The sequence below is a fragment of the Mesorhizobium sp. M0587 genome, assembly GCF_040320945.1.
Taxonomy (GTDB): domain Bacteria; phylum Pseudomonadota; class Alphaproteobacteria; order Rhizobiales; family Rhizobiaceae; genus Mesorhizobium.
Genome location: NZ_JAMYQP010000008.1, coordinates 34,971 through 60,029 on the forward strand (window position 1 = coordinate 34,971; position 25,059 = coordinate 60,029).

General features: G+C 64.4%; 32 protein-coding genes. 22 read left to right on the forward strand and 10 right to left on the reverse strand.

Annotated elements, in window-relative coordinates:
• Positions 1 to 86 precede the first annotated feature (86 nt).
• From NKI49_RS09670 to NKI49_RS09685, 4 genes are all read left to right on the forward strand, one after another.
• Positions 87 to 455 carry a septal ring lytic transglycosylase RlpA family protein gene (locus tag NKI49_RS09670; protein ID WP_352602688.1) on the forward strand — a complete coding sequence of 123 codons (369 nt, stop codon included), beginning with the start codon at positions 87 to 89 and terminating at the stop codon, positions 453 to 455.
• 239 nt (positions 456 to 694) lie between these two features.
• A complete protein-coding gene (locus NKI49_RS09675) occupies positions 695 to 1,972 on the forward strand; it encodes a polyhydroxyalkanoate depolymerase (RefSeq protein WP_352602690.1) in 1,278 nt (425 codons plus the stop codon).
• Positions 1,973 to 2,153: 181 nt separating this feature from the next.
• On the forward strand, positions 2,154 to 2,774 hold the full coding sequence (locus NKI49_RS09680; RefSeq protein WP_352602692.1) for a transglutaminase-like cysteine peptidase: 621 nt from the start codon (positions 2,154 to 2,156) through the stop codon (positions 2,772 to 2,774).
• A 424-nt stretch (positions 2,775 to 3,198) separates the two neighbouring features.
• On the forward strand, positions 3,199 to 3,450 hold the full coding sequence (locus NKI49_RS09685) for a hypothetical protein (RefSeq protein WP_352602694.1): 252 nt from the start codon (positions 3,199 to 3,201) through the stop codon (positions 3,448 to 3,450).
• 51 nt (positions 3,451 to 3,501) lie between these two features.
• On the opposite strand, the gene NKI49_RS09690 is transcribed toward NKI49_RS09685, so the two are convergent.
• From NKI49_RS09690 to NKI49_RS09705, 4 genes are read right to left on the reverse strand one after another with little or no spacing between them, the layout of a single operon-like run.
• Complete coding sequence (locus tag NKI49_RS09690; protein ID WP_027027149.1) at positions 3,502 to 3,870, reverse strand: helix-turn-helix domain-containing protein; 369 nt, start codon at positions 3,868 to 3,870, stop codon at positions 3,502 to 3,504.
• Between the two features lie 10 nt (positions 3,871 to 3,880).
• On the reverse strand, positions 3,881 to 4,411 hold the full coding sequence (locus tag NKI49_RS09695; RefSeq protein ID WP_352602696.1) for a Smr/MutS family protein: 531 nt from the start codon (positions 4,409 to 4,411) through the stop codon (positions 3,881 to 3,883).
• On the reverse strand, positions 4,408 to 5,520 hold the full coding sequence (gene mltA / locus NKI49_RS09700; protein WP_352602698.1) for a murein transglycosylase A: 1,113 nt from the start codon (positions 5,518 to 5,520) through the stop codon (positions 4,408 to 4,410). Before mltA ends, NKI49_RS09695 begins: the two co-directional genes overlap by 4 nt.
• A gap of 22 nt (positions 5,521 to 5,542) precedes the next feature.
• Complete coding sequence (locus NKI49_RS09705) at positions 5,543 to 6,250, reverse strand: Tim44/TimA family putative adaptor protein (protein ID WP_352695616.1); 708 nt, start codon at positions 6,248 to 6,250, stop codon at positions 5,543 to 5,545.
• 198 nt (positions 6,251 to 6,448) lie between these two features.
• On the opposite strand from NKI49_RS09705, the gene NKI49_RS09710 reads away from it, so the two are divergent.
• Entirely contained in the window at positions 6,449 to 6,949 is a 501-nt protein-coding gene (locus NKI49_RS09710) for an FxsA family protein (protein WP_352602702.1), read from the forward strand.
• Positions 6,950 to 7,126: 177 nt separating this feature from the next.
• Positions 7,127 to 7,627 (forward strand): protein-export chaperone SecB, encoded by a 501-nt coding sequence (secB, locus tag NKI49_RS09715; RefSeq protein ID WP_027027144.1) that lies wholly within the window; start codon positions 7,127 to 7,129, stop codon positions 7,625 to 7,627.
• A 259-nt stretch (positions 7,628 to 7,886) separates the two neighbouring features.
• On the opposite strand, the gene NKI49_RS09720 is transcribed toward secB, so the two are convergent.
• Positions 7,887 to 8,777 (reverse strand): D-alanyl-D-alanine carboxypeptidase family protein, encoded by an 891-nt coding sequence (locus tag NKI49_RS09720; protein ID WP_352602704.1) that lies wholly within the window; start codon positions 8,775 to 8,777, stop codon positions 7,887 to 7,889.
• Positions 8,778 to 9,189: 412 nt separating this feature from the next.
• On the opposite strand from NKI49_RS09720, the gene NKI49_RS09725 reads away from it, so the two are divergent.
• From NKI49_RS09725 to NKI49_RS09740, 4 genes are all read left to right on the forward strand, one after another.
• Positions 9,190 to 11,016, forward strand: coding sequence for a methyl-accepting chemotaxis protein (locus NKI49_RS09725; RefSeq protein ID WP_352602706.1), 1,827 nt, complete (start codon positions 9,190 to 9,192; stop codon positions 11,014 to 11,016).
• Between the two features lie 223 nt (positions 11,017 to 11,239).
• Positions 11,240 to 12,340 (forward strand): hypothetical protein, encoded by a 1,101-nt coding sequence (locus NKI49_RS09730; RefSeq protein ID WP_352602708.1) that lies wholly within the window; start codon positions 11,240 to 11,242, stop codon positions 12,338 to 12,340.
• Positions 12,341 to 12,483: 143 nt separating this feature from the next.
• Positions 12,484 to 13,095 (forward strand): nucleoside triphosphate hydrolase, encoded by a 612-nt coding sequence (locus NKI49_RS09735; protein WP_352602710.1) that lies wholly within the window; start codon positions 12,484 to 12,486, stop codon positions 13,093 to 13,095.
• A 93-nt stretch (positions 13,096 to 13,188) separates the two neighbouring features.
• Positions 13,189 to 13,506 (forward strand): hypothetical protein, encoded by a 318-nt coding sequence (locus NKI49_RS09740; protein ID WP_352602712.1) that lies wholly within the window; start codon positions 13,189 to 13,191, stop codon positions 13,504 to 13,506.
• 63 nt (positions 13,507 to 13,569) lie between these two features.
• Here the strand turns inward: NKI49_RS09740 and NKI49_RS09745 are convergent, their stop codons facing one another.
• The 3 genes from NKI49_RS09745 to NKI49_RS09755 form a co-directional block, all read right to left on the reverse strand.
• Positions 13,570 to 14,274: a glutathione S-transferase N-terminal domain-containing protein gene (locus NKI49_RS09745; RefSeq protein ID WP_352602714.1), complete on the reverse strand. Its 705-nt coding sequence runs from the start codon at positions 14,272 to 14,274 to the stop codon at positions 13,570 to 13,572.
• 180 nt (positions 14,275 to 14,454) lie between these two features.
• Positions 14,455 to 15,663: a beta-ketoacyl-[acyl-carrier-protein] synthase family protein gene (locus NKI49_RS09750; RefSeq protein WP_352602715.1), complete on the reverse strand. Its 1,209-nt coding sequence runs from the start codon at positions 15,661 to 15,663 to the stop codon at positions 14,455 to 14,457.
• Between the two features lie 5 nt (positions 15,664 to 15,668).
• Positions 15,669 to 15,923 (reverse strand): acyl carrier protein, encoded by a 255-nt coding sequence (locus NKI49_RS09755; protein ID WP_352602717.1) that lies wholly within the window; start codon positions 15,921 to 15,923, stop codon positions 15,669 to 15,671.
• 206 nt (positions 15,924 to 16,129) lie between these two features.
• Here NKI49_RS09755 and NKI49_RS09760 point away from each other — a divergent pair, with 206 nt between their 5' ends.
• The 5 genes from NKI49_RS09760 to NKI49_RS09780 are packed head-to-tail and all read left to right on the forward strand — an operon-like array spanning position 16,130 to position 18,501.
• Positions 16,130 to 16,966: an urease accessory protein UreD gene (locus NKI49_RS09760; RefSeq protein ID WP_352602719.1), complete on the forward strand. Its 837-nt coding sequence runs from the start codon at positions 16,130 to 16,132 to the stop codon at positions 16,964 to 16,966.
• A gap of 28 nt (positions 16,967 to 16,994) precedes the next feature.
• Positions 16,995 to 17,297, forward strand: coding sequence for an urease subunit gamma (locus tag NKI49_RS09765; RefSeq protein ID WP_015314510.1), 303 nt, complete (start codon positions 16,995 to 16,997; stop codon positions 17,295 to 17,297).
• Between the two features lie 15 nt (positions 17,298 to 17,312).
• Positions 17,313 to 17,567, forward strand: coding sequence for a DUF1272 domain-containing protein (locus NKI49_RS09770; RefSeq protein WP_352602721.1), 255 nt, complete (start codon positions 17,313 to 17,315; stop codon positions 17,565 to 17,567).
• Positions 17,568 to 17,599: 32 nt separating this feature from the next.
• Positions 17,600 to 18,190: a HupE/UreJ family protein gene (locus NKI49_RS09775; protein WP_352602817.1), complete on the forward strand. Its 591-nt coding sequence runs from the start codon at positions 17,600 to 17,602 to the stop codon at positions 18,188 to 18,190.
• Between the two features lie 5 nt (positions 18,191 to 18,195).
• Positions 18,196 to 18,501, forward strand: a complete 306-nt coding sequence (locus tag NKI49_RS09780) for an urease subunit beta (protein WP_352602723.1) — start codon at positions 18,196 to 18,198, stop codon at positions 18,499 to 18,501.
• A 20-nt stretch (positions 18,502 to 18,521) separates the two neighbouring features.
• Here the strand turns inward: NKI49_RS09780 and NKI49_RS09785 are convergent, their stop codons facing one another.
• Positions 18,522 to 19,016, reverse strand: coding sequence for a hypothetical protein (locus NKI49_RS09785; RefSeq protein WP_352602725.1), 495 nt, complete (start codon positions 19,014 to 19,016; stop codon positions 18,522 to 18,524).
• A gap of 114 nt (positions 19,017 to 19,130) precedes the next feature.
• Positions 19,131 to 19,502, reverse strand: a complete 372-nt coding sequence (locus NKI49_RS09790) for a hypothetical protein (protein WP_027024018.1) — start codon at positions 19,500 to 19,502, stop codon at positions 19,131 to 19,133.
• A 166-nt stretch (positions 19,503 to 19,668) separates the two neighbouring features.
• Between NKI49_RS09790 and ureC the strand changes: the two genes are divergently transcribed.
• The 7 genes from ureC to ureG all read left to right on the forward strand — a co-directional run bounded on the left by ureC (position 19,669) and on the right by ureG (position 25,020).
• The gene (gene ureC / locus NKI49_RS09795; protein ID WP_502899521.1) at positions 19,669 to 21,381 is read left to right on the forward strand and encodes an urease subunit alpha; all 1,713 of its coding nucleotides are present in this window, start codon (positions 19,669 to 19,671) and stop codon (positions 21,379 to 21,381) included.
• 68 nt (positions 21,382 to 21,449) lie between these two features.
• Positions 21,450 to 21,938, forward strand: a complete 489-nt coding sequence (locus tag NKI49_RS09800) for a DUF29 domain-containing protein (RefSeq protein WP_352602727.1) — start codon at positions 21,450 to 21,452, stop codon at positions 21,936 to 21,938.
• 44 nt (positions 21,939 to 21,982) lie between these two features.
• On the forward strand, positions 21,983 to 22,576 hold the full coding sequence (locus NKI49_RS09805) for a hypothetical protein (protein WP_352602729.1): 594 nt from the start codon (positions 21,983 to 21,985) through the stop codon (positions 22,574 to 22,576).
• Positions 22,577 to 22,702: 126 nt separating this feature from the next.
• Positions 22,703 to 23,290, forward strand: coding sequence for an urease accessory protein UreE (gene ureE, locus NKI49_RS09810; RefSeq protein WP_352602731.1), 588 nt, complete (start codon positions 22,703 to 22,705; stop codon positions 23,288 to 23,290).
• Positions 23,283 to 23,954: an urease accessory protein UreF gene (locus NKI49_RS09815; protein WP_352602821.1), complete on the forward strand. Its 672-nt coding sequence runs from the start codon at positions 23,283 to 23,285 to the stop codon at positions 23,952 to 23,954. Before ureE ends, NKI49_RS09815 begins: the two co-directional genes overlap by 8 nt.
• Complete coding sequence (locus NKI49_RS09820; RefSeq protein WP_352602733.1) at positions 23,951 to 24,391, forward strand: DUF3995 domain-containing protein; 441 nt, start codon at positions 23,951 to 23,953, stop codon at positions 24,389 to 24,391. Before NKI49_RS09815 ends, NKI49_RS09820 begins: the two co-directional genes overlap by 4 nt.
• Positions 24,388 to 25,020, forward strand: coding sequence for an urease accessory protein UreG (gene ureG, locus NKI49_RS09825; RefSeq protein WP_352602735.1), 633 nt, complete (start codon positions 24,388 to 24,390; stop codon positions 25,018 to 25,020). Before NKI49_RS09820 ends, ureG begins: the two co-directional genes overlap by 4 nt.
• Positions 25,021 to 25,059: the final 39 nt, after the last annotated feature.

Genomic DNA, 25,059 nt, shown 5'->3' on the forward strand with positions numbered 1-25,059 from the left:
TGGAACCGCCAGATGCTTGCCGCATTTCGCGCCTTATTTGCTCCTTAACGGCTGGGGACTGTCAAAAACGGAGCCATTCCCCAAATATGAAGATTATAAACCAGACCGCGCTTGTCGCGGTGACGATCGCTGCTGGCCTGATGGTCGGCGCATCCGCCACTTCGGCAACCGCCGCCGCCGGCCAGTGCGGCCGCGCTTCCTGGTACGCGCTGCATTCGAAAACCGCATCGGGCGAGCGCATGAACCCCTCGGCCTTGACCGCCGCCCACCGCACCTTGCCTTTCGGCACCAAGTTGCGCGTCACCAATCAGAACAATGGCCGCAGCGTCGTCGTGCGCATCAACGATCGTGGCCCGTTCATCAGGGGACGCGTTCTCGACCTGTCGAAGGGCGCCGCCGGCCAGCTCGGCTTTATCGGCTCCGGCCACACCGCGGTCTGCATGGCCCGTGTTTGAACGGATATGTGGTCCGGTTTTCCGCCGGGCCACATCGGTGACCCCAGGCGTCTTCGCACCGCACACTGAGCCGGCTCGCCTCATTCAGGGCCGATTCTCAACGGCTTGGACGAAGAATGAGCATAGATCATGTCACCTGACGTATTGCATCGCAGCAATTAGTTGCTAACTTCCCCGCGAGGCATAGGGCTCGGCGCTGCTCGTCGTCCCTTCGGTCCCAGGCAGCAGCGGGGTTCTCGATGTTCTACCAGCTCTATGAAATGAACCACGCCGCCTTGCAGCCCGCGCGTCTCTATGCCGATGCGGTGCGGCTGTTCTATTCCAATCCGCTCAACCCATTCTCGCACACGCCCTGGGGCCGCTCGATCGCCGCCACCGCCGAACTGTTCGAGCGCACCACGCGCCGCTACGGCAAGCCGGCCTTCGGCCTCGACAAGACAGTGGTCGACTGGAAGAATGTCGAGGTCACCGAGAAAACCGTCTGGTCGAAGCCGTTCTGCAATCTCGTGCGCTTCCAGCGCGCCGTCCCTGCCGGGCGTAAGCCCGACCCGAAGCTTCTGATCGTGGCGCCGATGTCGGGCCACTATGCGACGCTGCTGCGCGGCACGGTCGAGGCGATGCTGCCCCACGCCGATGTGCACATCACCGACTGGGTCGATGCCCGCATGGTGCCGATGTCGGACGGCAGCTTCGATCTCGACGACTATATCGACTATGTCATCGACATGCTGCACGTGCTCGGCCCCGACACGCATGTGATGGCGGTGTGCCAGCCTTCGGTGCCGGTGCTGGCGGCCGTGGCGCTGATGGAAACGCGCGGCGATCCCTTCGTCCCCTCGACCATGACCTTGATGGGTGGGCCTATCGACACCCGCCGCAACCCGACCGCGGTCAACCTTCTGGCCGAAGAAAAGGGCATCGACTGGTTCCGCGACAATGTCGTCATGCGCGCGCCCTGGCCGGAGCCGGGCTTCGGCCGCGAGGTCTACCCAGGCTTCTTGCAGCTGTCCGGCTTCATGAGCATGAACCTCGACCGCCACATCATCGCCCACAAGGACTTCTTCATGCACCTGGTGAAGCATGATGGCGACAATGCCGAGAGGCACCGCGACTTCTATGATGAATATCTGGCGGTGATGGACCTGACGGCCGAGTTCTACTTGCAGACCGTCGACACCGTCTTCGTGCGCCAAGCCTTGCCCAAGGGCGAGATGACGCATCGCGGCACCCGGATCGATCCTTCCGTTATCCGCAACGTCGCTTTGTTCACGGTCGAGGGCGAGAACGACGACATATCGGGCCTCGGCCAGACCAAGGCAGCGCATGATCTCTGCGTCAACATCCCCGCCGACAGGAAGGCTCACTACATGCAGCCGGCGGTCGGCCACTACGGCGTGTTCAACGGTTCGCGCTTCCGCTCGGAAATCGTACCGCGCATCGTCGACTTCATCACCAGCTACGGCCGCCAGAACCGCGTCGCGGCGAAGCCGAAGCTGGTCCGCACCGCCAAGCGGTAAGCGACCGCCGAATGCAATCCGCGCCACCTGGCCGAAATCGGCCGGTGGATTTTCTTGCGCGGTACAAGTGCCGCGGCGGCGCCCGGCGGGTAACCATGCTGCAAATCAGATCATCGTAATAATTGACACGGACCGTCAATCGCCCTTAACGTTTCGTTAACAATAAGGGTGAGCGGGGACAATGAACTCCTCAACAATGGCGAGAAGGCTGCGTTTGTGCGCGGCGGCAGCCGGACTGGCAATGACGGGAGGCTGGATGGCACCGGCTTTGGCGGCCGGAGCAATGACGACCGGGAGCTTCACCTCGCAGCCGATCGGCCACTATGATTTCTGCAAGCTCCGTCCTGCTGAATGCTCGATCCGTCCGGGGAATCTCGCGCCGGCCAGAATGACCGACGGGCTGATGCGCAAGCTCAGCAACGTCACCGCCAGGGTCAACGCCGCCGTCAAGCCGATGAGCGACATGGACATTTACGGCAGGGACGAAGTCTGGGCCTATCCCGACAGGGGCGTTGGCGACTGCGAGGACTATGTGCTGGAAAAGCGCCGCCGGCTGTCCCACATGGGCATGTCGCTCGCCGATCTTCTCATCACGGTGGTGCGCAAGCCCGATGGCGAAGGGCATTCCGTGCTGACGGTGCGCACCGACAAGGGCGACTACGTGCTCGACAATCTGACCAACAAGGTCAGGTCCTGGGACCAGACCGGCTACCGCTTCCTCAAGCGCCAGGCCGTCGACAACACCGGCCGCTGGGTCTCGATCCGCGGCGGACAGCAGGTCCTGGTGGGGTCTGTGGAGTAGCGGCTGGGGCGGGCGTCTAGGAGCGCGGCCGCTTTCGCGGTCACGCGACCCGCTGTCAGTATTCTCAGCAAACCAGCAGAGGTCGGCGCCGCCCCTCATTGCCCTGCCCGTCCTCCGCAGCAGCTGCGCTGCAGCTGCGGAGGGTGGACCGGGCATTTCTCCCCGTATAGCGACGGGGAGAAAGACGCTGTCGTCGATGATTTCGCTAATGTCCAACGGTGAAGAAAAAAGCGTGTGCGTTGGAGCCGCCCTTCTCCCCGTCCTATACGGGGAGAAGGTGCCGGCAGGCGGATGAGGGGCGGCGCCGACGTTGCCAGTACCGTCGGACCGTGCTGCGCATTCCTATTTTCCGATCTTCCGTGAACCATTTCCGTCCCGCCCGCGACACAGGGCTGTAGACGGAACCCAATCACGGAGAACTCAAATGACTGCTTTTATCCGAAACATCCTTCTCGCCGCCGTCGCGGTGTCCTCGCTTGCCGGGACCGCTTCGGCCGACCAGACCATCCCAAGCTGCGCCAAGACGTCGACCAACGACCTGTGGAGCGGCCGCTGTTGCAGCAATGGCGACTCGAACTGCCTGGGCGGCGGAAACAATGGCCGCGACCATGGCAACAAGGGCGGCCGGGGCGATAATGGCCGTGGAAATAATGGCGGCGCCGCCGGCAAGAAATGAGCGCATCACAGCACGCCCGCTGGCTGCTCGCCGGCGGGCGCGCAAAACCAATTAGACCCGCCGGCCCAGCGCCGCGCGGATCGAGGCTGTGATGCGGCGCAATTCGGCCTCATCGAGCTTCTCGATGTTCTCGGCCAAGAGATTGGCAAGCTCGGTGGCGGCGGGACTGAGGCCCGACGTGTCGAGCCTGACGCGGGGGTGCGAGGCCTCGGCCAGCCGCGCCAGTTCCTCGGCGTCGTCCCAGATGATGTTGAAATAGCCGATAATCTTCTGGATCAGCGTCCAGGTCGGGGCGCCGCGCCGGCCATGCTCGAGCGCCGATAGATAAGCGGCGCTGACGCCGACCGCCGCCGCCATGTCCTTTTGGCTGACGCCGCGCTCGCTCCTGAGCGCCCGCAGCTTCTCGCCGAACGGGGTCATGCCGCTACCCTCATGAGCGTACCCGCCGCAGCCTGATATAGAGCGCGCCCGAACCGCCATGGTTGCGGGCGGCATGGTCGTGGCTGGAGACGAGCGGACGGAACGCTGGCGTCGACAGCCATGCCGGCACCGCGCGCCGCAAGACGCCGTCGCCGCCCGAAGAAGAACCCTTGCCGGTGATGACCAGCACATAGCGGATGCCCCCTGCATGCGCCCGGTGCAGGAACGAGAACAGCAGCGAATAAGCCTCGTCCTGCGTCATGCCGTGCAGGTCGACGCGCCCTTCGATCGGCAGCCGGCCCTTCGACAGCTTGTCCAGCGTCGGCTCGTCGAGGCGGTGCGTGACATGCTGAGCCTTCGGCTTTGCGGCACCTGCAGGGCTGACGGCGACTTGCGCCGGCTGCGATGGCGCCGGCTTGGTTTCAGTGGGAATTTCGGGAATATCGACGGCAAGCCTGCCTTTGAGCGGCTTGGCGGTGCGGGCCACCAGGTTCCACAGCACCCGGTCATCCTCGCTCAGTCTGTCCTGACGCTTGCTCATGGCGCGGCCCGAACCAGCGCGCGCGGCACCAATGCGTAGAAATCCGCCGCATGGCGCACCACGCCGGCGATCTCGCCGGCGGCGTCGCCGGAGCCGGCGAAGAGATCTCCCCGCGCGGGCCCGTTGATGGCCGAGCCGGTGTCCTGTGCGATCATCAGCCGCTGGAACGGTCTTGCCTCGAATGCGGTGAGCGTCGGCGCGTCGATGTAGAAGGGCGTGCCGAATGTGTGCAGCAGCCGGTCGACGGCGATGGAGCGGCCCGGCGTCAGCGGCACCTTGGCGGCGGCGATTGGCCCGAGGGAAGCGTCATCCACCGCCGCCTCGCGGAAGAAGATATAGGAGCGGTTCTGCCACAGGATCTCGTCGATGCGATCCGGATGCGCCTTGAACCAGGCGCGGATCGACTGCATCGTCACCTCGGCCAGCGGGATTTCGCCGAGATCGCTCAAGACCTTGCCTGGCCCGGTAAAACGCTGGCCGGATTTGGCGGCATAGGTGATGCGGCAAAGCCGGCCGTCGGTCATGGCGAGCCTTGCGGCACCTTGCACATGGATGAAAAAGGCGTCGACCTTGTCGGCGAGCCAGGCGATTTCCAGACCCTGGCCGGCCGAACCCTCGCCGGCAAGCGCGCCGCGCTCGATCTCGCCGCGGTCGAAATACTCGACCGGCCCGTTCGAAGTTTGCCGCGCGAAGGCGAGATAAGGATCCATCCCCGCCGGCCGGTTGCTGTCGTCGATGTCGACAAGGTCGGCCGGGCGCGACAGCAGCGGCACGATGAAACGGTCGGTCCGCACCGGCGACGCCTCGGCTTGCGGTTCGTAGAACCCGGTAACGAGCCCGGGACTGCCCGTCTCGATCCGCATCGGCACGAAATGGCGTTCGAAGAAGGCACGCGCCTCTGGCTGGCTTTTGGGCAAAATAGCGCGGGCCTCGTCATAGGCGCCGGCGAAGGCATCGAAGCCGATACCGAGCGCGCCCGTGCGATAGGGCTTGGTCAGGACATGAAAGGCGGAGCGGCGAAAGGCTGCGAAGGCCGCCAGATGGTCGTCATCGCCCCAGCCGGGGAGATCGTCGAAGGATGTTCCGACCAGGAGCGGCGACAGCGACACCGGAGCCAGCCTTTGACCGGGCTCAGTCTTCTTCTTCGGTGGCGACGAGCTTCCAGTTCGGATCGCGCGAGCGCGTGTCGCGGGCGAAGGTCCAGACATCCTTGACCTCTGCCACGGTTTCGGGATCGCCGTCGATGACCGCGCCGGCCTTGTCGCGCGTCGCCGAAATCAGCTCGCTGATGATGCGCAGCGTGACATGCGCCTCGCCGCCCTTCATCTCGGCCGAGACGATGTCGGCCCTGTTGATGCCGACGAAGGAGGACTGGATCTTTTCCGACTTGGCCTCGCGTTCGCCGATCGCCGCGACAAAGCCGTCATAGACCTCGCGCGACAACAGGTTCTTCAGCGTTTTGCGGTCGCCGTCGGCATAGGCCATGACGATCATCTCGTAGGCGATCTTGGCGCCGTCGACGAACCCCTTCGGATCGAAGGAAGGGTCGTTGTCCTTGATCGTGCGCAGGCCCTTGTTCAGGTCGCTGTCGGGCTTGGCGAAGGCATCGATCGCCGCGTAGGTGTCGGCCGCCGGTTCGCCCGGCTGCCGCTTGCGCGGCAGCGAAACCACATTCTCGGGTTTCTGGGCGGCGTCCTTGTCGCCGGTGCGGGCTGCCGTATAGGGATCGAAGGGCGGCCGCTCGCTTCCGGTCCGACGGCCCAGCACGTTGCGCAGCTGGAAAAAGATCACCACCGCCGCGATCAGGAAGAAAATCGTGCCGAAGTCGAAGAATCCCATATCTTCCGCCAATCAAACCCTGTCCCTGGCCGGACCGCAGGGCCGACAAGGCCGCGGTCGCATAGCGTTCCACATCCAAAGCATATAGAACGCAAGGCGCAATCATTCAAATCAAAGGCAGGCATACCTATCTAACGGCTTCAGAGCCAGCGGCGATTGGTCGCCGAACGGCAAAACATCGAAACGATCGGTCAAGACTTGCGCATTTCGCTGCTTCCTCTTTTTGTTCTCGCACTGCCACTGCTGGAAATTGCCGGTTTCGTCGTCGTCGGCCGTGAGGTCGGCGCCCTGGCGACGGTCGGGCTTGTGCTGGCCTCGAGCCTCGCCGGCGCGCTGCTGCTGAGGCACCAGGGTTTTTCCGTCATGGCCCGCATCCGTGCCGAGATGGACGCCGGCCGCGATCCGAGCCGCCAGCTCGCGCATGGCGCCATGATCGTGGTCGCCGCGATCCTTCTGATCATCCCCGGCTTCATTACCGATATCATCGGCCTGCTGCTCTTCCTGCCGCCGGTGCGCGACCTCGCCTGGCGCGCGCTGAAGAGCCGCATCGTCGTGGCAACCAATTTCAGCACAGCCGGCTTCCGCGGCCGCCGGCGCGACAGGGTCATCGACCTCGAAGACGGCGACTATTCGCGCGAGGACGACTTGAAACGCGGGCCGGACCACGATTCGCCGTGGCGGCGCCTGAAGGATGATTGACTGGCGGTGGAATAGCACTCTTCGTCGCAGAGTCTCCGCGCCGCCGCCCCTCGCTTCGCCCGGGATGACGAGGTGAGAAGCAAGGCGGCAAACCTTGTCTTGTCCTGCCGGCCATGGTAGCGAACGCCCGATTTCAATGCGGTCAGCAATGCTGCCCAGGCAAAAGGATACAGGCTCATGGCCAGCAAAGATGACGCGCCGGCCGGCGCGGCCAACGGAAACGGCAACACGGCGCAGCCGTCGCTAAACGTTCTGGCGCAGTATGTGAAGGACCTGTCCTTCGAAAGCCCCGGCGCGCCGAATTCGCTGCGCGGCCGCGACAAGGCGCCAGGCATCGCGATCAACGTCAACGTCAACGCCAATCCGCTCTCCGACAAGCAGTTCGACGTCAACCTGACGCTGAACGCCAAGGCCTCCTTCGACCAGGAAGTGCTGTTCAACGTCGAGCTGGTCTATGGCGGCGTCTTCGCCATATCGGGCTTCCCGCAGGAGCACATGCTGCCGGTCCTGTTCATCGAATGCCCGCGCCTGCTGTTCCCCTTCGCCCGGCAGATCATCGCCGAGGCGACGCGCAATGGCGGCTTCCCGCCGCTGATGCTCGACCCGATCGATTTCGCGCAGATGTTCCAGCAGAAGCTGGCCGAGGACCAGGCCGCCTCCAAGGTCCAGGTTAGCTGACGCTCAGCCGACAGGATTTTCCGAAAAACCCGCCCTGGTGGCGGGTTTTTTGTTGCGCGTCACCGCGCCTCTTCGCTCCTGCTCCGCCCGTGGATGACGAAGCGATGGGTGTTTCCCGCCAATCGCCGATAATGGCACCGGGCATCGGGTGACTGCGGAAGGATGGCACCCACGGGAGGATGGCCTTTGTGAAGGATGGCTTGTGGAAAGGACAGCGCCAGAAACAAAGGCCGCCTGGACGCAAAATTCGCGGCGGGGATCACTGCTGCTCGGCGAACATCAGCCTTGTCCTGGCATCGGCAACCGCCGGCGACAGGCTGCGCTGGATCAGCGCCTCGACATGGTCGTTGCGCTGGCGGGCACTGTCGGCGCCCATCACCACGACGATCAGCCGATGGCCGTCGGCATTGTAGGAGGTGACGATGTTGAAGCCGGAGGCCCTGATGTAGCCGGTCTTGATGCCGTCGACGCCGCGCACCCGGCCGAGCATGTCGTTGTGGCCGCGCACCAGCCGGCCGCGGAACATGAAGTCGCTTGCCGAAAAATAGTGGAAATGCTGCGGGAAGCGCTGATGCAGCGCCATGCCGAGCACCGCCATGTCGCGCGCCGTCGTGTGCTGGTCGTCGTCGGGCAGGCCCGAGGCGTTGCGGAAAACGGTGCTGGTCATGCCGAGCTGGCGCGCCTTGGCGGTCATCATGGCGGCGAACTGGTCCTCCGAGCCGCCGAGATATTCGCCGACCGCCACCGCCACGTCATTGGCCGATTTGATGACGATGGCGCGGATCGCCGAATCGACGTCGATGCTCTCGCCGCGCCGGAAGCGCATCTTGGTCGGCGGCTGCGAGGCGGCGTTGTCCGACACCGGGATCAGCGTTTCCTTGGTGATGCGGCCGGAGTCCAGCGCCTCGAACAGCAGATAGAGCGTCATCATCTTGGTCAGCGAGGCCGGATAGCGTTGCGCCGTCGAGTTGACTTCGAACAGCTGCTTGCCGGTCCCGGCATCGACCACGATCGCGGCATATTTCTGCGGCGGCGCGGGCACGGCCAGCACGGCGTCGGGCGGCGTCGTCGCGCAGCCGGCAAGCAGCGCCAGCACGCCGAGCACGCCGACAATTCTCTGAATGAGCGGAACGGGACGCAGGTTGGACAAGGGCGGGACTGCTCTTGGTAAGGCTGTTGCCGAGATGAGGCGAAGCTAACGTAACGCGATCGATGCGTCCATTTGGTTAATGGCACTCTCGCGCAATTCCCCCGGTTTTGAAGTGCCTGCAATGGAGCTGGCGTTCCGAATGTCGGCGCTGCCCCTCACCCTACCCTCTCCCCGTGCAGGACGGGGAGAGGGGATCGCCAACGCTGCGGCCAGCCCCTTCTCCCCGTTCGTCACGGGGAGAAGATGCCGGCAGGCAGATGAGGGGCGGCGCCAACGTCGGACATTCCGCGTCCCGGGCAGTAGAATGCAGGCTTTTCACCCGCCCCGAAATCGCCTGTTTCCTGTCTTCCCTTGCCAAGGCCGCATTCCCCGTGGGAAGGGATGTGGCATCTGGCGGCTTGGGGGGCTTGGCATGGCGGGCATCGGGGCGGGCGGCGCGGCGCCTTCGCTTATCAGGGCATCACTCAGCCGCACCGGCAAATGGGCCGGCAGCATCGCCTTCATCGGCGGCGCGGTTTCGGACATCCTCAATCCGCTGGCGCCTTTCGCCGCCTATATCGCGCTGGTCGCTTCGGTCGCGGCGGTCATCATCGCCATCGCTATTGTGCTCAGGCTGGTGCTGGCCGCCAAGGCGCTGCCGGCGCTGGTGTTCGCCACCAGCGCGGCGGCCGTCGCCGGCGGTGTCTATGCGATGCAGAAACAAACCAATTCGCAGAACGGGCTGATCGCCGGCCTAGTGCCGGCGGTGGCGTCGCTGCAGCAATCGATGGGCATCGTTTCCGAAAAGGTGGCGAAGATCGAGCAGACGGTCACGCAGACGCAGAAGACGGTCGAAGAAGTCAAGAAATCGACCGACACGGTGGCGCAAAAGACCGACCAGATCGCGTCCGCCCAGCAGCAGCAGACGCAGCAAGGCGCCGAGACGCAAAAGACAGTCGAGGCGGTCAAGCAGACGACCGATACGCTTGCCGCCGGCCAGCAACAGCAGCAGGCCCAGGCGGAGAAGCTGCAGGCGGCCACCGAGCAGATCGCCGCCTCGATCGACACCATCGCCAAGGGTTTTGCCGCCCTGGCCGCGCAAGGCGGGACGATCGCCAAGCCGAAGCGGCCGGACGAGTTCTATCACAATGCCCGCGTCTACGAGCTTTCCGGCGACATGCTCAACGCCAGGCGCTCCTATCTCGCCTTTGCCGGTTTCGATGTCGACGCCATCGACCCCTATACGCGCTTCGCGACGCTGCTGCGGGTGCAGGACGGCAAGGCCGGCGCCCGCGAGGTGTTCGGGGCATTGGCCGACAAGGGCAAGGCGCTGTCGATCAGGCTGGTGCACATCCTGCAATTCGACGACGCCCAGCGCCTCGACAAGCTCAACGCCTTCATCGCGGCCAATCCGGATTTCGCGCCGGCCTATTTCCTTTTGGCGCAGGAGTTTTCTGAAGACCGCCTCGGCGCCCAGACCCTGGCCGACAAGCGCGACGAGGCCAAGGCGCTGACCAAATTCATGTCCTACGAAAAGGATGGCGGGTTGCTCGGATATTTCGTCGACCAGACGCAGCTCGCCGACTGGCTGGACCGCGGCCGCAGCCGGATGGCGGCTCTTGGCGACGTGCTCGATCCCGCCCGTTTTGCGCCGACGCTGACGCCGATGCGCTCCAACCAGGGCTGGTCGATGACCATTTCGCTGCCGGAGCCGGCGATCACCATCTCCTGGCGCCTTGGCGACACCGCCTTCACCGACACCCCCTTCACCGAGACCGGCCTGCTGGCGATCAACGACCAGCGCACCGGCAAACCGATGCCCAATCCGAGCTTCGAATTGCCCGACAGCACGGCGGCAACCACGATCGGGATAAAGTATCTCGACATCAGGGGCCGCGAGACCGGCCCGTTCGACATCCGCTTCGACCCGGACGCCGCCCTTGAGCAAGGCAACAAGCAGATCCTCGACCAGTTCTGGACGTCGTGGATCGCCTTCGACGCCGGCGGCAATCACGGGCTGGTCTATTTCTCGCAGATGCTGTCCTACCGCTGCGCCATCAAGGCGGTGCATTACAGCCTGAACGATGCCGCGCTCGACAAGGAGATCAAGATGCCGCCTTGCGACAAGAAGGACCCCTACGCCATTCCCTACGACTACCAGCCCTATTTCAAGGTCGCCGACAGCGTGAAGTCGATGGCGGTGCAGGTCACCTATACCGATGATACCAAGTCGCCGGTGCGGGAATACAAGCGGCAGTAGGCGCCATTCCCCTTATGGGGAGGGTCGATTCGCGCAGCGGGTGGGGGGTCTTCCGGGGCTGCTCCACCCCGTCGAACGATCTCCGCTTCGCTCCGACCGCTCGCCGACCCTCCTCACAAGGGGGAAGGGTGAAACCAGCTTTGATGCAAAATGCCGTCCGTCACGCTTGCGCAACCGGCGCCGAACGGGTTCTGTTTGCGCCTTCAGAATCGGTGAGAGCGCGATGGATATGATCACGATCAAGGCCCGAGGTATTTCGGTTTCGCTCGACCTCACAGTCGGCCACATCGCCGACATGACCGTCGACAGCGGCGGACGCCAGTTGAGGCCGCTGCATCGCGCGCCCTGGGTCGATGCGGGCGAGACGCTGCCGAACGACCTTCCGCAAGGCACTGTCCGCCTGTCCGGCGATTTTCTCTGCGCGCCGTTTTCGCGCAGCGATGTCGAGGAGGCGCCACTGCACGGCTGGCCGGCAAACAGCGCCTGGGATGTCACCGAGAGCAGCGCGACGGACGATGGCTGGCGCGCGATTTTCCGGCTGCGGCACAAGGTTATGGGCGCCAGCGTCGAAAAGATTTTTACCCTGCGCGACGACCATCCCTTCCTCTATCAGGAGCATGTGTTTTCCGGCGGCCACGGCGCGATTTCGGTTGCCCACCACCCGATGACGGTGATGAAGGGCGGCGGCAAGCTGGCCTTTTCGCCAAAACGGTTTGCCGCGACGCCCGCCGATCCGCTGGAGCCGGACCCCGCCCGCGGCCGCTTCATGCTGGCCTATCCGGCGCGGTCGGCCGATCTCGGGCATTTCCCGGCCGCCGGCGGCGGCACGCTCGACCTGACCGAATACCGTATGGAGGACAGCCGGGAGGATTTCGTCACGCTGGTCGAGGCCGATCATGGCGGGCCGGGCTGGACGGCACTGGCGCGTCAGGCCGAGGACGACCTGTTGCTGGTGCTGAAGAACCCGGCCGAATTGCCGATCACCATGCTGTGGCTCAGCAATGGCGGGCGCGACTACGCCCCCTGGAGCAGCCGTCACCGCGGCGTGCTCGGCATAGAGGACGGCCGCACGGCCGTCGGCCATGCCGCCTCGATCGGCGACAACTGGCTGAAGCGCGAGGGCGTGGCGACGGCGTTTGCGCTCGGCGAAGGCCGCGGCGTGTCGTTCCGCCATGTCATCGGCGCACTGCCTCTGTCCGGCGGCGAGCCGCCGCATGAGGTCACCACGGTGAACGGCCGCATGCGGCTGGCAGTGGCGAGTTCGGCCCGGGAGGTTCCGTTCGACAGCGATTTCCTGCGGATTGGCGGGCCGGCGGCTGTCTGAACGCGATTGTTTCTGACGAACCTTGGCGGCGCCCACATCGGCAATCAGCCGCTCCCGATTGCGCAAATCGCGATTTGAAATTTCCACAATCTGCCGACAAGATGCGGCGGATACTACTCGCCATCCAGGCAAGCGAGGCTCTCATGTCCGAAATCGCCCATCTCGCCGCCACAATTTTCAAGCGCGCCGGCAAGGCGAACCGCTTCATCGTCGCCATTGCCGGTCCGCCGGGCTCCGGCAAGTCGACGCTGTCGGCGAGCCTGCATGACCTGCTGCCGGAAGGTGCCGCGGAAGTCGTGCCGATGGACGGCTTCCATTACGACGACATCGTGCTCGATGCGCGCGGCCTGCGGGCGCGAAAGGGCGCGCCGGAAACGTTCGATTTCGCCGGCTTCGAAGCTCTGTTGAAGCGCATCCGGGCCGGCGAACCCGACATCGCCATCCCGGTCTTCGACCGCAGCCTGGAACTGTCGCGCGCCGCCGCCGCGATCGTCGGCGCCGACACCAAGTTCATCCTGGTCGAGGGCAATTACCTGCTGCTCGACGAGGAGCCGTGGTCGCGGCTGGCGCCGCTATTCGACTTCTCGATTTTCGTCGACGTGCCGCGCAACGAACTCGAGCGTCGGCTGCTCGAACGCTGGCACGATCATGGCCGCTCCGACGAGGACGCGAAGGCCTGGATCGTGTCCAACGACATGCCCAATATCGAACGGGTGCTGGCGCGGCGCCGGACCGCCGACCTGGTCATTGGTTAACCTGTTTGATTTTCGATATTTCTTGACGGGAACCTTAAGACTTTCGCGCCGTTATGGCCGTGAACATGATGTCTGGCGTAAGGGGATTTCCCGATGGCAACCAAGGCACGAAAACCCGCAGCCGCCAAGACCCGGACGGCGAAAGCAACGCAAGCGAGAACCGGGGCCGGCCCGGCGGTCGCCCAGCGATCGAAAGACGGCAAGCCCGCTTTCGGCAAGGCCGCGCCGAAGAAAGTGGTGCCGACGGCCGCGAAGGCGGCCAGCCCGCGCAAGGCGGCCGCCACCAAATCCGGCGCAGTACGGACAGCGGCGAGCGTCGCTGCCGGAGCGGTCGTCGCAACCGCGCGCAGCGCGGCCTCGCTCGCGGCTTCGGTGATCGGCAAGGGCGGCTCGAAGGCCAAGGCGAAGTAGCAGGCTTGCATCGCTTGCGGACAACCGCGACCAGGCCCGCCGCAGGGGATGGCAAGGTCCGCTTCACCCCTTCGCCGGAATGGTGAGACCCTTCTGTACGGCCGGTCGCGCCAGGCCGCGCTCCAGCCATGCCACAACGTTCGCGAAGTCATCGAAGCCTACGAGTTCGCGCGCTTCGTAGAAGCCGATCAGGTTGCGCACCCAGCCGAGCAGCGAAATGTCGGCGATGGTGTAATCATTGCCCATGATCCACTTGCGGCCCTTCAGCCTGCCGTCGAGCACGCCGACCAGCCGCCGCGATTCATCGCGATAGCGCTCCAGCGGGCGCTTGTCGGCGATCTCGCGGCCGGCGAATTTGTGGAAGAAGCCGAGCTGGCCGAACATGGGCCCTATCGAAGCCATCTGGAAGAACACCCACTGGATCGTCTCGTAGCGCCGCGTCGCGTCCGCCGGGATCAGCAGGCCGGTCTTTTCGGCGAGGTAGAGCAGGATGGCGCCGGATTCGAACAAGCCGATCGGTTTGCCGTCGGGGCCGTTCGGATCGATGATCGCCGGGATCTTGCCGTTGGGATTGAGCGACAGGAATTCCGGTGTCCAGCTCTCGTCCTTGCCGATGTTGACCAGATGCGGCTCGTAGCGAAGGCCGAGCTCTTCCAGGGCGATGGAAACCTTCACCCCATTCGGCGTTGTTGCCGAATAGAGCTGGATCTGGTCAGGGTGTTTCGCCGGCCAGCGCGTTGCGATCGGAAAGGCGGACAGGTCGGCCATGAAAACTCCTGGATTGGGCGGCGCCGAATGGCGCGATTTGGCGGGGCAGCCCACAACTAGGTGCGCGATGCCGCATGATCAATATGGCGGCGACGGTTTCGCATGCACGGACGGTCACTGAACAGACGTGTGATCCGGCCGGGCGATTACGCCCCGCCGAGACGGTAGCCGCCGCTGAAATCAGATCGCCTTGAACGCCAGCACGGCATTGGTGCCGCCAAACGCGAAACTGTTGCTTATCGCGGCGCGCACCTTGCGCTCGCGCGCGACATTGGGCGTCACGTCGAGATCGCAATCGGGGTCGGGCTCGCGGAAATTGGCGGTCGGTGGCACGACGCCGTCGCGGATCGCCATGACGCAGGCGATCATCTCCAGCCCGCCCGACGCGCCGAGGCAATGAGCGTGCATCGATTTGGTCGACGAGATGGAAAGCGCGCGCGCATGCTCGCCGAAGACGCGCTTGATCGCGGCGGTCTCGATCTGGTCGTTGGCCCTGGTACCGGTGCCATGAGCGTTGACGTAATCGACATCCTCGAGGTTGAGACCGGCATCGACGAGGCAGAAGCGCATCGCCGCTTCCGGCCCCTCGATGGTCGGCGCGACGATGTCGGAGGCATCGGCCGACAGGCCGGCTCCGGCGATTTCGGCCAGAATGGTGGCGCCGCGCGCCATCGCATGCTCGTAGCTTTCCAGCACCGCCATGCCGGCGCCTTCGCCCAGCACCAGCCCCTGGCGATCGGCCGAGAATGGCCGGCAGGTTTCGGGCGACAGCACGCGCAGCGCTTCCCAACCCTTGAGCACGCCCCACACCAACGGCGCTTCGGCGCCGCCGGCGACCATGACGTCGGCGCGGCCGAGCCTGATCTGGTCGACCGCCGAGGCGATGGCGTGGTTGGCCGATGAGCAGGCCGAAGTGACGCCGAACACCGGGCCGCGCAGGCCGAGACTCATGCTGATCTGGCCGGCAGCGGCACCCGGCATGACCTTGGGCACGGTGAAAATGCCGGCGCGATTCTTGCCTTCGATCAGGATGGCGCGGTAATTCTCCTCGACCGTCTCGAAGCCGCAAACGCCGATGCCGATGACGGCGCCCATCCGATAGGTGTTGTCGGCATGCGCGGCCAGGCCAGACTGCTGCATGGCTTCCCGCGCGGCGATCACCGCCAGCAGGCTGAAACGGTCCATCGACACGAACTGCTTGCGATCGATCCCATGATCGGGCAACGCCTTGATTTCGCAGCCGATCTTTACCTTCAGGTCGTGCAGGGACGGATTGTCTATAGGCCCGATCGCCGAGCGGCCGGCCCGCATCTCGGCCCAGATCGCCTGCGCATTGGTGCCGAGACCGCACAGCCCGCCGATGCCGGTGATGACGACACGCTTGTGCATCCCGGTCAGGCTTTTTTCGCAATCAGCTCGCGAACGGCCTCGACCATGTCGCCAACATTCTTCAGATTGCTCCAGGCATCGACCGTGTTCATCTCGATCTCAATGCCATACTGCTCCTCGAGGTCGAAGATGATCTCGGTCAGTTCCAGCGAATGGATGCCCAGCGCGGTCAATTCGGTGCTGGTGGTGATTTCCTCACCGCCCGGCTCGGCATGGGCTTTGATCTTCTCGATGATGTCCGTTGCCAGTTGGTCAGCCATTCGGTTTCTTCCCCACTTTGTCGTTTCCCGACGCCAACTGAACAGCGCCTTTTTGTCCTCGATTGGGCCGCGATCGTCGCCTTATACCCCCGCCAAGCATCGCATGAGCGCACCAAGGTGGCTCCCTCTATAGAAACGGAAACGTCATCAAGCAACAAGCTATATATCGACAAAACCGCAGCAGTGCTTAACCTGTGGGCGTGGACATGATCGAACATGCAACGTTTTTGGCCCCGCTGGCCCAGCGTGCGGCGGGCCTGGCACAGTTGGGCTGCGCCAGCGCCGGCGGCCGCACACGGCTGCGGCGCCTCTATCAGGATGGCTCCGCCAAGATAAGGCTGCCGGCCGTCGCGGCCGATCCGCTGGAGGCAGTCCTGATCAACACCGCCGGCGGGCTGACCGGCGGTGACCGCCTCGGCTGGGAGGTGAATGTCGGTGCTGGTGCCTGCGCCACGATAACCAGTCAGGCCTGCGAGAAAATCTATCGCGCCGCATCCGGCCGCGCCGAAGTGCGGGTGAAACTGACGGTCGGCGAAAACGGCCGGGTCGCCTGGCTGCCGCAGGAAACGATCGTCTTCGACCGCGCGGCCTTTGCCCGCAGGCTCGACGTCGAGCTTGCCACCGGGGCCGAGGCGCTGGTGCTGGAGGCGGCCGTGTTTGGCCGCCTGGCCATGGGCGAACGGGCCGCGCACGGCAATTTCCATGATCGCTGGCGCGTCCGGCAGGATGGTTTGCTCATCCACGCCGAGGACTTCCGCATCGGACCCGAAATCGCCGCTGCCCTCGCCCGTCCGGCGATATCAGGCGGCGCGATCGCGATGGCGACGGTGCTGCTGGTTTCGCCCCGGGCCGAGGCTTTGCTCGATCAGGTCCTGGAGATCGTCGGTGGCCAGGGCGGCGCCAGCGTCTGGAGCGTGAAGAGAACTGGCAAGCTTCTTGCGAGGCTATGCGCTGGGGACGGCTACCAACTGCGCCAGCGGCTGGTTCCGCTCGTCGGATTGCTCAACGGACAAGCGGGGCTGCCCAAATTATGGTCACTGTGATTCTGTCCGCATCATTTCTGGAAACCGCATGAACCTGACGCCGAGGGAAAAGGACAAGCTGCTGATCGCCATGGCGGCGATCGTGGCGCGCAAGCGGCTGGAGCGCGGCGTCAAGCTCAATCATCCGGAAGCGATCGCGCTGATCACCGATTTCGTCGTCGAGGGCGCCCGCGACGGCCGCCCCGTCGCCGAATTGATGGAAGCCGGTGCCCATGTCGTGTCTCGCGCGCAAGTGATGGAAGGCATCGCCGAGATGATCCATGACGTGCAGGTGGAAGCGACCTTCCCCGACGGCACCAAGCTGGTGACCGTGCACGAACCCATACGGTGAGGCGAGGAGACCGGGATGCTTGAATTGCGACCAAACTGCGAATGCTGCGACAGGGACCTGCCGCCGGAGGCGACGAATGCGCTGATCTGCACCTTCGAGTGCACCTTCTGCGCCGATTGCGCCGAGAACGTCCTGGATGGCGTCTGCCCCAATTGCGGCGGCAATTTTTCGGCCCGGCCGATTCGGCCGGCGGCGATGCTGAAGAAATATCCCGCTTCGACCAAGCGCGTTCTCAAGGCCGAAGGTTGCGGTCCCCGCAAGGCCGCCTGAGAATCCCGACACTGCAAACGGAAGGCAATCCGATAATGTCAGCCAAACGTCTATCCCTCTCGGCGATCCTGCTGCTGGCCGCCTCCGTGCCGGCCTATGCCCATGTCGGCATCGGCACGGCCTCCTCCTCCTTCACCGCCGGCTTCATGCACCCGCTTTCCGGGCTCGACCACATGACCGTGATGATCGCGGTCGGGCTGTGGGCGGCACTCAAGGGCGGCAAGGCGATTTTTGCATGGCCAGCGGCCTTTGTCGGCGTCATGCTGGTCGGCGGCGCGCTTGGCATGCTGCACATGCCGCTGCCGTTCGTCGAACCGGGCATACTGGCGTCCGTGGTGGCGCTCGGGCTGCTGGTGGCGCTGGCGGTCGACCTGCCCGTCTCGGCCGGCGTCGCCATCATCGGCCTGTTCGCGCTCTTCCACGGCCACGCCCATGGCACCGAAGTGCCGGAAAATGCCGGCGGGCTCGAATACATGGCCGGCTTTGCGCTTGCCACGGTGCTGCTGCATGCGACCGGCATCGCCGCAGGCCTTAGCCTCGGCACAAGGTTGCGCGGTCTTGCCCGCCTTGCCGGCGCTGCCTGCGCCGCGCTCGGCGTCGGCCTCGCCTTCGGCGTCGTGTGACTTCAATGATTCCCGGTGAAATCATCACGGCAAGCGGCGACATCGAGCTCAACAAGGGCCTGCCGACGGTCACTCTGAAAGTTGCCAATAGCGGCGACCGGCCGATCCAGGTCGGAAGCCACTATCATTTCTTCGAGACCAATGAGGGGTTGAGGTTCGACCGCGAACAGGCGCGCGGCATGCGCCTCGACATCGCCGCCGGCACGGCCATGCGCTTCGAGCCTGGGCAGGAACGCGACGTGACGCTGGTGCCGCTCGGCGGCAAGCGCGAGGTCTACGGATTTCAACAGAAGGTGATGGGCAAGCTGTGAATTCGTCCGGCGCGCTCAACTCATTTGGGAGGCTTGGCCGCCGCGTAGATGACGATCTTTCCGGGATCGTCGAACTCGACGGCGAGAACGTCCTCGGCAAGCACGCGCCGCGACTCGATGGCATTGAACAGCAGCGCGTTGGCCTCGATCTCCTTGCGGAGCTCGGTGACGTCGTCCTGATGCTGCCGAACCTTGTTTTCGATGACCGCCGGCGGGCCGCCTTCGCTGCGCGCGGCGTCGGTCAGGAAAACGATGTCGACCTTGTCGAGCTTGGACGTCTTGCGCACCATGCCGATGTTTTCACGCGTGCGATCGATCGCCGAGCTGACTTTTCCGACTTCAGCGGTCGCCTTGGCCTCTTCCTGGTTGACCTGCGAACCAACGATCCGGTCGACGGTCTCCGGGCTCTCAAGACCCTGCGCGTTCAGCGCGGCGTGGGGCAGGCTCGCGGCGAGAAACGCAGCCGCCGCGGTCGCATGCAGCCATCGGGCGTCGGGCAAGGTGGTGATGGCCATCGTTCCCTTTCGAGATTTGTTTCAGCACTCAGGAAACGAAACGACTCCAGCCTTGCCACGGTTCCCTTGCCAGCGCGGCCGGCGGGCGGGATGCCGGCCAGCCGCACTGCATCGTCAGCTCGCCTTCTTGGTGATCAGGGTCAGGGCGCCATTGGGTTCCATGCTGGCCGCGACAACCTGTGCCGACGTCATTCCCTTGGCCTCCAGCGCGGACTTCACCTTGGGCGTGGCGTCGATCGAGCTGCGCAATTTCTGCAAGCCGGCGTCGCCACGCTGGGCGATCACCTGGTTGACCTGGGTCTGGGTGTCCTTGGGCAGCTCCGTGATGTCGACGATATTGACGCTCTGGATCGCCGGCGCGGCCGGCTGAGCCTGTGGCGCGGCCGGAGCAGGCGTGGCCGGCGCCGGAGCGGGCTGTTGCTGGGCACCGGCGGCGCCCGCCAGCATCAGGGTGGCGGCGGCTGCGAGAAATATCGTTTTGCGCATGGATTTTCCTTTCCATCGATTGGCGAACGGTCGTTTTGGGATTGCCCTTCCACCTCAAACGTCAAATGGGATCAGAAGGTGTCGCCGAGCGGGTCATTGCGTGACCATTGGATGGCGACAATGTGCAGCCGGGCTTCGGCCAACCGCATTTCGGGAGCAATCGCTGATGGCTAGAATCACCCGCGCCGCCTATGCGCAGATGTACGGTCCGACCACCGGCGACAGAGTGCGGCTCGCCGATACCGAACTGTTCATCGAGGTCGAGAAAGACCTCACCATTCACGGCGAAGAAGTGAAATTCGGTGGCGGCAAGGTCATCCGCGACGGCATGGGCCAGAGCCAGGTGTCGCGAGCGCAAGGCGCGGTCGACACCGTCATCACCAACGCGCTGGTGGTCGATGCCGGCGCCGGCATCTTCAAGGCCGATATCGGCCTGCGGGACGGGCGTATCGCGGCGATCGGCAAAGCCGGAAATCCGGACATGCAGGACGGCGTCACCATCATCATCGGCCCCGGCACCGAGATCATCGCCGGCGAAGGCAAGATCCTGACCGCCGGAGGCTTCGACGCGCATATCCACTTCATCTGCCCCCAGCAGATCGAGGAAGCGCTGATGAGCGGCATCACCACCATGCTTGGCGGCGGCACCGGCCCGGCGCATGGCACGCTGGCGACGACCTGCACGCCGGGGCCATGGCACATGGCGCGCATGATCCAGTCCTTCGACGCCTTTCCGATGAACATCGGCCTGTCGGGCAAGGGCAATGCATCGCTGTCCGCCGCGCTCGAGGAAATGGTGCTGGGCGGCGCCTGTTCGCTGAAGCTGCATGAGGACTGGGGCACGACGCCGGCGGCGATCGACTGCTGCCTGTCGGTCGCCGACGACTACGACGTGCAGGTGATGATCCACACCGATACGCTGAACGAATCCGGCTTCGTCGAGAACACGGTGGCGGCGATCAAGGGCCGCACCATTCACGCCTTCCACACCGAGGGCGCCGGGGGCGGCCACGCGCCCGACATCATCAAGGTCTGCGGGCTGCCCAACGTCATCCCGTCCTCGACCAATCCGACGCGGCCTTACACGGTCAACACGCTGGCCGAACACCTCGATATGCTGATGGTCTGCCACCATCTGTCGCCATCGATTCCCGAAGACATCGCCTTCGCCGAAAGCCGCATCCGCAAGGAGACCATCGCGGCGGAGGATATCCTGCACGATATCGGCGCCTTCTCGATCATTTCGTCGGACAGCCAAGCCATGGGCCGCGTCGGCGAGGTGGCGATCCGCACCTGGCAGACCGCCGACAAGATGAAGCGCCAGCGCGGCTCGCTGCCGCAGGAGACCGGCAACAACGACAATTTCCGCGTCCGCCGCTACATCGCCAAATACACGATCAACCCGGCGATCGCGCATGGGCTTTCGAAGGAGATCGGCTCGATCGCGGTCGGCAAACGCGCCGACCTGGTACTGTGGAACCCGGCCTTCTTCGGCGTCAAGCCGGACATGGTGCTGATCGGCGGCATGATCGCCGCCGCCCCGATGGGGGATCCCAACGCGTCGATCCCGACGCCGCAGCCGATGCACTACCGGCCGATGTTCGGCGCCTATGGCAAGGCGCGGACCAATTCCTCGGTGACCTTCGTTTCGAAGGCGGCGCTCGAGTCCGGCCTGCATGGCAGGCTTGGCGTCGACAAGCAGTTCGTCGCCGTCGAGAACACGCGCGGCGGCATCGGCAAGCATTCGATGGTGCTCAACGATGCCACGCCGCATGTCGAGGTCGATCCAGAGACCTACGAGGTTCGCGCCGACGGCGAACTCTTGACCTGCGAGCCGGCGACGGTGCTGCCGATGGCGCAACGGTATTTTCTGTTTTGAGTTGCCTTATACCGCGCCCGTCCCAAGAAGCCGTTTAAACGTGACGCGCTTTAGGGCATTATGCGCCCATGAACAGGATTGATCGCTTGAGGGCCCTCACGCCCTACGAAACGGATTTCGTGCAATGGAGCGCCGAACAGAGCGCGCTATTGCGCGAGGGGCGTCTTGCCGAGCTTGATCGGGAGAACGTGGCCGAGGAGATCGAGAGCTTGGGGAGGAGCGATAGGCGAGAGATCCGCAGCCGGATGGAAGTGCTGATCGCACATCTCCTGAAATGGGAGTTCCAGCCGGGCCACAGATGCCATAGCTGGCAGGCTTCAATTTCCGAACAGCGCGTTTGGATCGGAAATATCATCAAGGACAGCCCGAGCCTCCGCCGCTATCCCGCGCAGATTTTCGACGAGGCGTACAAAGACGCTTTACCTGTCGCGGTAAGGGAGACAGGTCTAAGGAAATCCCATTTCCCAAGCGAACCTCCCTTTACATCCAAGCAGGCGCTCGATGGACGATTTTGGCCTGGCGGCCCGCTTTCGATGAACGATTTTCTGCGAGACTAGCCCAGAACCCCAAGAGCGCCGTCACTCCTTAGCTTGTCGAGGCCATGGCCAACGAAATAGCCTCTCCCCACGACATCTTCCCGCATATCCGCATCGTCATGGGCATGGTGATCGGGCTTGGCGTCGCCCGCTTGCTGTCGGGGGTGGCCCGCATCGTCCAGCATCCCGGCCAGTACCGGCTCTATCCCGTGCATCTGGCCTGGGTCGCCTCGGTGCTGTTGATGCTGGTGCATTTCTGGTGGTGGGAGTTCGGCCTCTACGCCATCGAGACCTGGACCTTCGGCAAATACCTTTTCATCATCTTCTACGCCATCACGCTGTTCCTGCTCTGCGCCCTGCTGTTCCCGGATTCGATGCTGGACTACACCAGCTACGAGGATTTCTTCTATTCGCGCCGGGCCTGGTTTTTCGGCCTGCTGGCCGCCACTTATTTGCTCGACGTGATCGACACATTGCTGAAAGGACCGGAGCATTTCGCCCGCTTCGGCAGTGAATATCTGTTCCGCACGCCGGTCTTCGTCGCGTTCTGCATCGCCGCGATCCTGGTGCGCGACCGCCGCTTCCACGTCGCCTTTGTCGCCGCCGCGCTCATCTACCAGATATCGTTCATCCTGCGGCTCTTCGACACGATCGTTTGAGCGGCATTGGGATGATGCGGGGGATGGTCTAGGTTTGCCGGAAAATGGATAGTCATAGCGCATCAACGGCCGTTCGACCGGTCCCGGCACGACGCGTCCGTCCGCAAGCCAACAGGGGTCCTTTCGATGAAGCTCGACATCAAGACCGATTTCACCAAATTCCCGCGCGCCGTCTCGGTTCTGACCGCCGGCAATGCGGGAGCCGCCGCGCCGTCGGGCCGTGCAGTGCTCGCCCATGACGAGCGGCATCTGCGTCGCCGGGCTATCGAACTTGCCGACGGCAGCAGAGTGCTGGTCGACCTGCCCGAACCCGTCACCCTGAACGATGGCGACCGGCTGGTGCTCGAAGACGGCGGCCAGGTCGAGATCGTCGCGGCACCGGAAGAGGTCTACGACATCCGCGCCCGCGATGCCGTGCACCTGGCCGAACTCGCCTGGCATATCGGTAACCGGCATCTCGCCGCGAGCATCGAGGCGCACCGCATTCTCATCCTGCGCGACCATGTCATCAAGGCGATGCTGGAGGGGCTCGGCGCCACGGTGACGGACGTCTCCGAGCCGTTCAAGCCGGTGCGCGGCGCCTATTCCGGCCATGCGGATCACGGCCATGATCACGGCCACGCGCATAGCCACGCCGAAGCGCATTCCCACGCGCATGGCGAAGCGCATTCCCATTCGCATTCCCATGCAGGCCATCATCACGACCATGACTGACCAGCCGTCCACCGTCGCCCTGCTGCGGCTGATGGCGTGGCTGTCGCCGGCCTTTCCGGTCGGCGGCTTTTCCTACAGCCATGGTCTTGAGCGGGCGGTGCATGACAGGCTGGTCGACGATGCCGGCAGCCTTGCCGGCTGGCTGGAGACATTGGTCGAAATGGGCTCGGGCTGGAACGACTCGGTGCTGTTCGCCGAGAGCTGGCACCGCGCCCGGCATGCCGGCGATCTCAACGAAGTAGCGGCACTGGCCGAGGGGCTCGCCGGCTCACGCGAGCGCCACGCCGAGACAATGCTGCAAGGCGCCGCTTTCCTGAAAGCGGCAGCGGCCTGGCCCAACCCAGTGCTGGAGCGCTTGCCGGCCGAATGCGCCTATTGCGTCGCTGTCGGTGCCCTTGCCGGCGGCAACGGCATTGCGCTTCAAGACGCGCTGTCCGCCTTCCTGCAAACCTTCTTCTCAAACCTCGTGCAGGCGGCCATCAGGCTCGGCATTGTCGGCCAGAGCGGGGCCACGGCACTGCTTGCCGGCTTCGAGCCGCTGGCATTGTCGACCGCTGCCCGCGCCACTCGCTCGACATTGGACGATCTCGGCGGCTGCGCCTTCGTTTCCGATGTCATGGCAATGAAACACGAAACCCAATACTCGCGATTGTTCCGCTCATGATCCTCCTCGCCTTCATGCTCTCGTCCGTCCTGCTGCTGATCACCGCATTGCATGTCTATTGGGGTATCGGCGGCATCTGGCCGGGCAAGGATGCCGCCTCTTGCGCCCGCGCCGTCGTCGGCTTTCGTGGCGTCGATGAAATGCCGACGCCCTTGGCCAGTTTCGCCGTTGCGACGTGCCTTTGCCTAGCCACGCTGTGGCCGCTGGCGCTTGAAGGCGTGTTTGCTTCGCCCTTCCCCAGGGAAGGGCTCGCCGCCACCTCGCTGCTCATCGGCTTGGTGTTCCTGGGGCGAGGCATTGTCGGTTTCACGCCCTGGTGGCGGCGGCTGGCGCCGGAGCAGCCTTTCGCGCGACTCGACCTGCGCTACTATTCGCCGCTGTGCCTGCTGATCGGGCTCGGCTTTGCCGTCCTTGCCATCACGGAGTTTCCCGCATGACACAGAAAAATGGTCCGCTGCGCGTCGGCATTGGCGGCCCGGTCGGCTCGGGCAAGACGACATTGACCGAAAAGCTGTGCAAGGCGCTGCGCGACGAATTCTCGATCGCCGTCGTCACCAACGACATCTACACCAAGGAAGACGCCATGATGTTGGCCCGGCTGCAGGCGCTGCCGGAAGATCGCATCATGGGGGTAGAGACCGGCGGCTGCCCGCATACGGCCATCCGTGAGGACGCCTCGATCAATCTGCAGGCGATCGCCGAGATGAACCGGAAATTTCCGGATCTCGACATCGTTTTCATCGAATCCGGCGGCGACAATCTCGCCGCCACTTTCTCGCCGGATCTCGCCGACCTGACGCTCTATGTCATCTCGGTCTGCCAGGGCGAGGAGATCCCAAGGAAGGGCGGGCCGGCGATCACCCGCTCCGATTTCCTGGTCATCAACAAGAGCGATCTGGCGCCTTATGTGAACGTCAACCTGGATGTCATGGAGAGCGACGCCGGCCGCATGCGCGGCAAGCGTCCGTTCGGCTTCACCGACCTGTCGCGCGGCAAGGGGCTCCAGGCGGTCATCGATTTCATCGTCGAGCATGGCGGACTGCATTCCGCCCGTTCGGCCGCCTGACAACTGCGCCACCAGTTTGCCGTTGCTGGCCGGCGGCCG

Bases quoted from the DNA above. Each gene is read 5' to 3' on its own strand.
- NKI49_RS09755 (WP_352602717.1), bottom strand. From the start codon at position 15,923: ATGGCTGACCAACTGGCAACGGACATCATCGAGAAGATCAAAGCCCAT.
- NKI49_RS09730 (WP_352602708.1), top strand. From the start codon at position 11,240: ATGGATATGATCACGATCAAGGCCCGAGGTATTTCGGTTTCGCTCGAC.
- ureG (WP_352602735.1), top strand. From the start codon at position 24,388: ATGACACAGAAAAATGGTCCGCTGCGCGTCGGCATTGGCGGCCCGGTC.
- NKI49_RS09760 (WP_352602719.1), top strand. From the start codon at position 16,130: ATGATCGAACATGCAACGTTTTTGGCCCCGCTGGCCCAGCGTGCGGCG.
- NKI49_RS09740 (WP_352602712.1), top strand. From the start codon at position 13,189: ATGGCAACCAAGGCACGAAAACCCGCAGCCGCCAAGACCCGGACGGCG.
- NKI49_RS09770 (WP_352602721.1), top strand. From the start codon at position 17,313: ATGCTTGAATTGCGACCAAACTGCGAATGCTGCGACAGGGACCTGCCG.
- NKI49_RS09750 (WP_352602715.1), bottom strand. From the start codon at position 15,663: ATGCACAAGCGTGTCGTCATCACCGGCATCGGCGGGCTGTGCGGTCTC.
- NKI49_RS09685 (WP_352602694.1), top strand. From the start codon at position 3,199: ATGACTGCTTTTATCCGAAACATCCTTCTCGCCGCCGTCGCGGTGTCC.
- secB (WP_027027144.1), top strand. From the start codon at position 7,127: ATGGCCAGCAAAGATGACGCGCCGGCCGGCGCGGCCAACGGAAACGGC.
- NKI49_RS09680 (WP_352602692.1), top strand. From the start codon at position 2,154: ATGAACTCCTCAACAATGGCGAGAAGGCTGCGTTTGTGCGCGGCGGCA.
- NKI49_RS09725 (WP_352602706.1), top strand. From the start codon at position 9,190: ATGGCGGGCATCGGGGCGGGCGGCGCGGCGCCTTCGCTTATCAGGGCA.
- NKI49_RS09820 (WP_352602733.1), top strand. From the start codon at position 23,951: ATGATCCTCCTCGCCTTCATGCTCTCGTCCGTCCTGCTGCTGATCACC.
- NKI49_RS09675 (WP_352602690.1), top strand. From the start codon at position 695: ATGTTCTACCAGCTCTATGAAATGAACCACGCCGCCTTGCAGCCCGCG.
- NKI49_RS09670 (WP_352602688.1), top strand. From the start codon at position 87: ATGAAGATTATAAACCAGACCGCGCTTGTCGCGGTGACGATCGCTGCT.
- NKI49_RS09695 (WP_352602696.1), bottom strand. From the start codon at position 4,411: ATGAGCAAGCGTCAGGACAGACTGAGCGAGGATGACCGGGTGCTGTGG.
- NKI49_RS09785 (WP_352602725.1), bottom strand. From the start codon at position 19,016: ATGGCCATCACCACCTTGCCCGACGCCCGATGGCTGCATGCGACCGCG.
- NKI49_RS09815 (WP_352602821.1), top strand. From the start codon at position 23,283: ATGACTGACCAGCCGTCCACCGTCGCCCTGCTGCGGCTGATGGCGTGG.
- NKI49_RS09745 (WP_352602714.1), bottom strand. From the start codon at position 14,274: ATGGCCGACCTGTCCGCCTTTCCGATCGCAACGCGCTGGCCGGCGAAA.
- NKI49_RS09800 (WP_352602727.1), top strand. From the start codon at position 21,450: ATGAACAGGATTGATCGCTTGAGGGCCCTCACGCCCTACGAAACGGAT.
- ureE (WP_352602731.1), top strand. From the start codon at position 22,703: ATGAAGCTCGACATCAAGACCGATTTCACCAAATTCCCGCGCGCCGTC.
- NKI49_RS09765 (WP_015314510.1), top strand. From the start codon at position 16,995: ATGAACCTGACGCCGAGGGAAAAGGACAAGCTGCTGATCGCCATGGCG.
- NKI49_RS09735 (WP_352602710.1), top strand. From the start codon at position 12,484: ATGTCCGAAATCGCCCATCTCGCCGCCACAATTTTCAAGCGCGCCGGC.
- ureC (WP_502899521.1), top strand. From the start codon at position 19,669: ATGGCTAGAATCACCCGCGCCGCCTATGCGCAGATGTACGGTCCGACC.
- NKI49_RS09705 (WP_352695616.1), bottom strand. From the start codon at position 6,250: ATGGGATTCTTCGACTTCGGCACGATTTTCTTCCTGATCGCGGCGGTG.
- NKI49_RS09780 (WP_352602723.1), top strand. From the start codon at position 18,196: ATGATTCCCGGTGAAATCATCACGGCAAGCGGCGACATCGAGCTCAAC.
- NKI49_RS09690 (WP_027027149.1), bottom strand. From the start codon at position 3,870: ATGACCCCGTTCGGCGAGAAGCTGCGGGCGCTCAGGAGCGAGCGCGGC.
- NKI49_RS09790 (WP_027024018.1), bottom strand. From the start codon at position 19,502: ATGCGCAAAACGATATTTCTCGCAGCCGCCGCCACCCTGATGCTGGCG.
- NKI49_RS09805 (WP_352602729.1), top strand. From the start codon at position 21,983: ATGGCCAACGAAATAGCCTCTCCCCACGACATCTTCCCGCATATCCGC.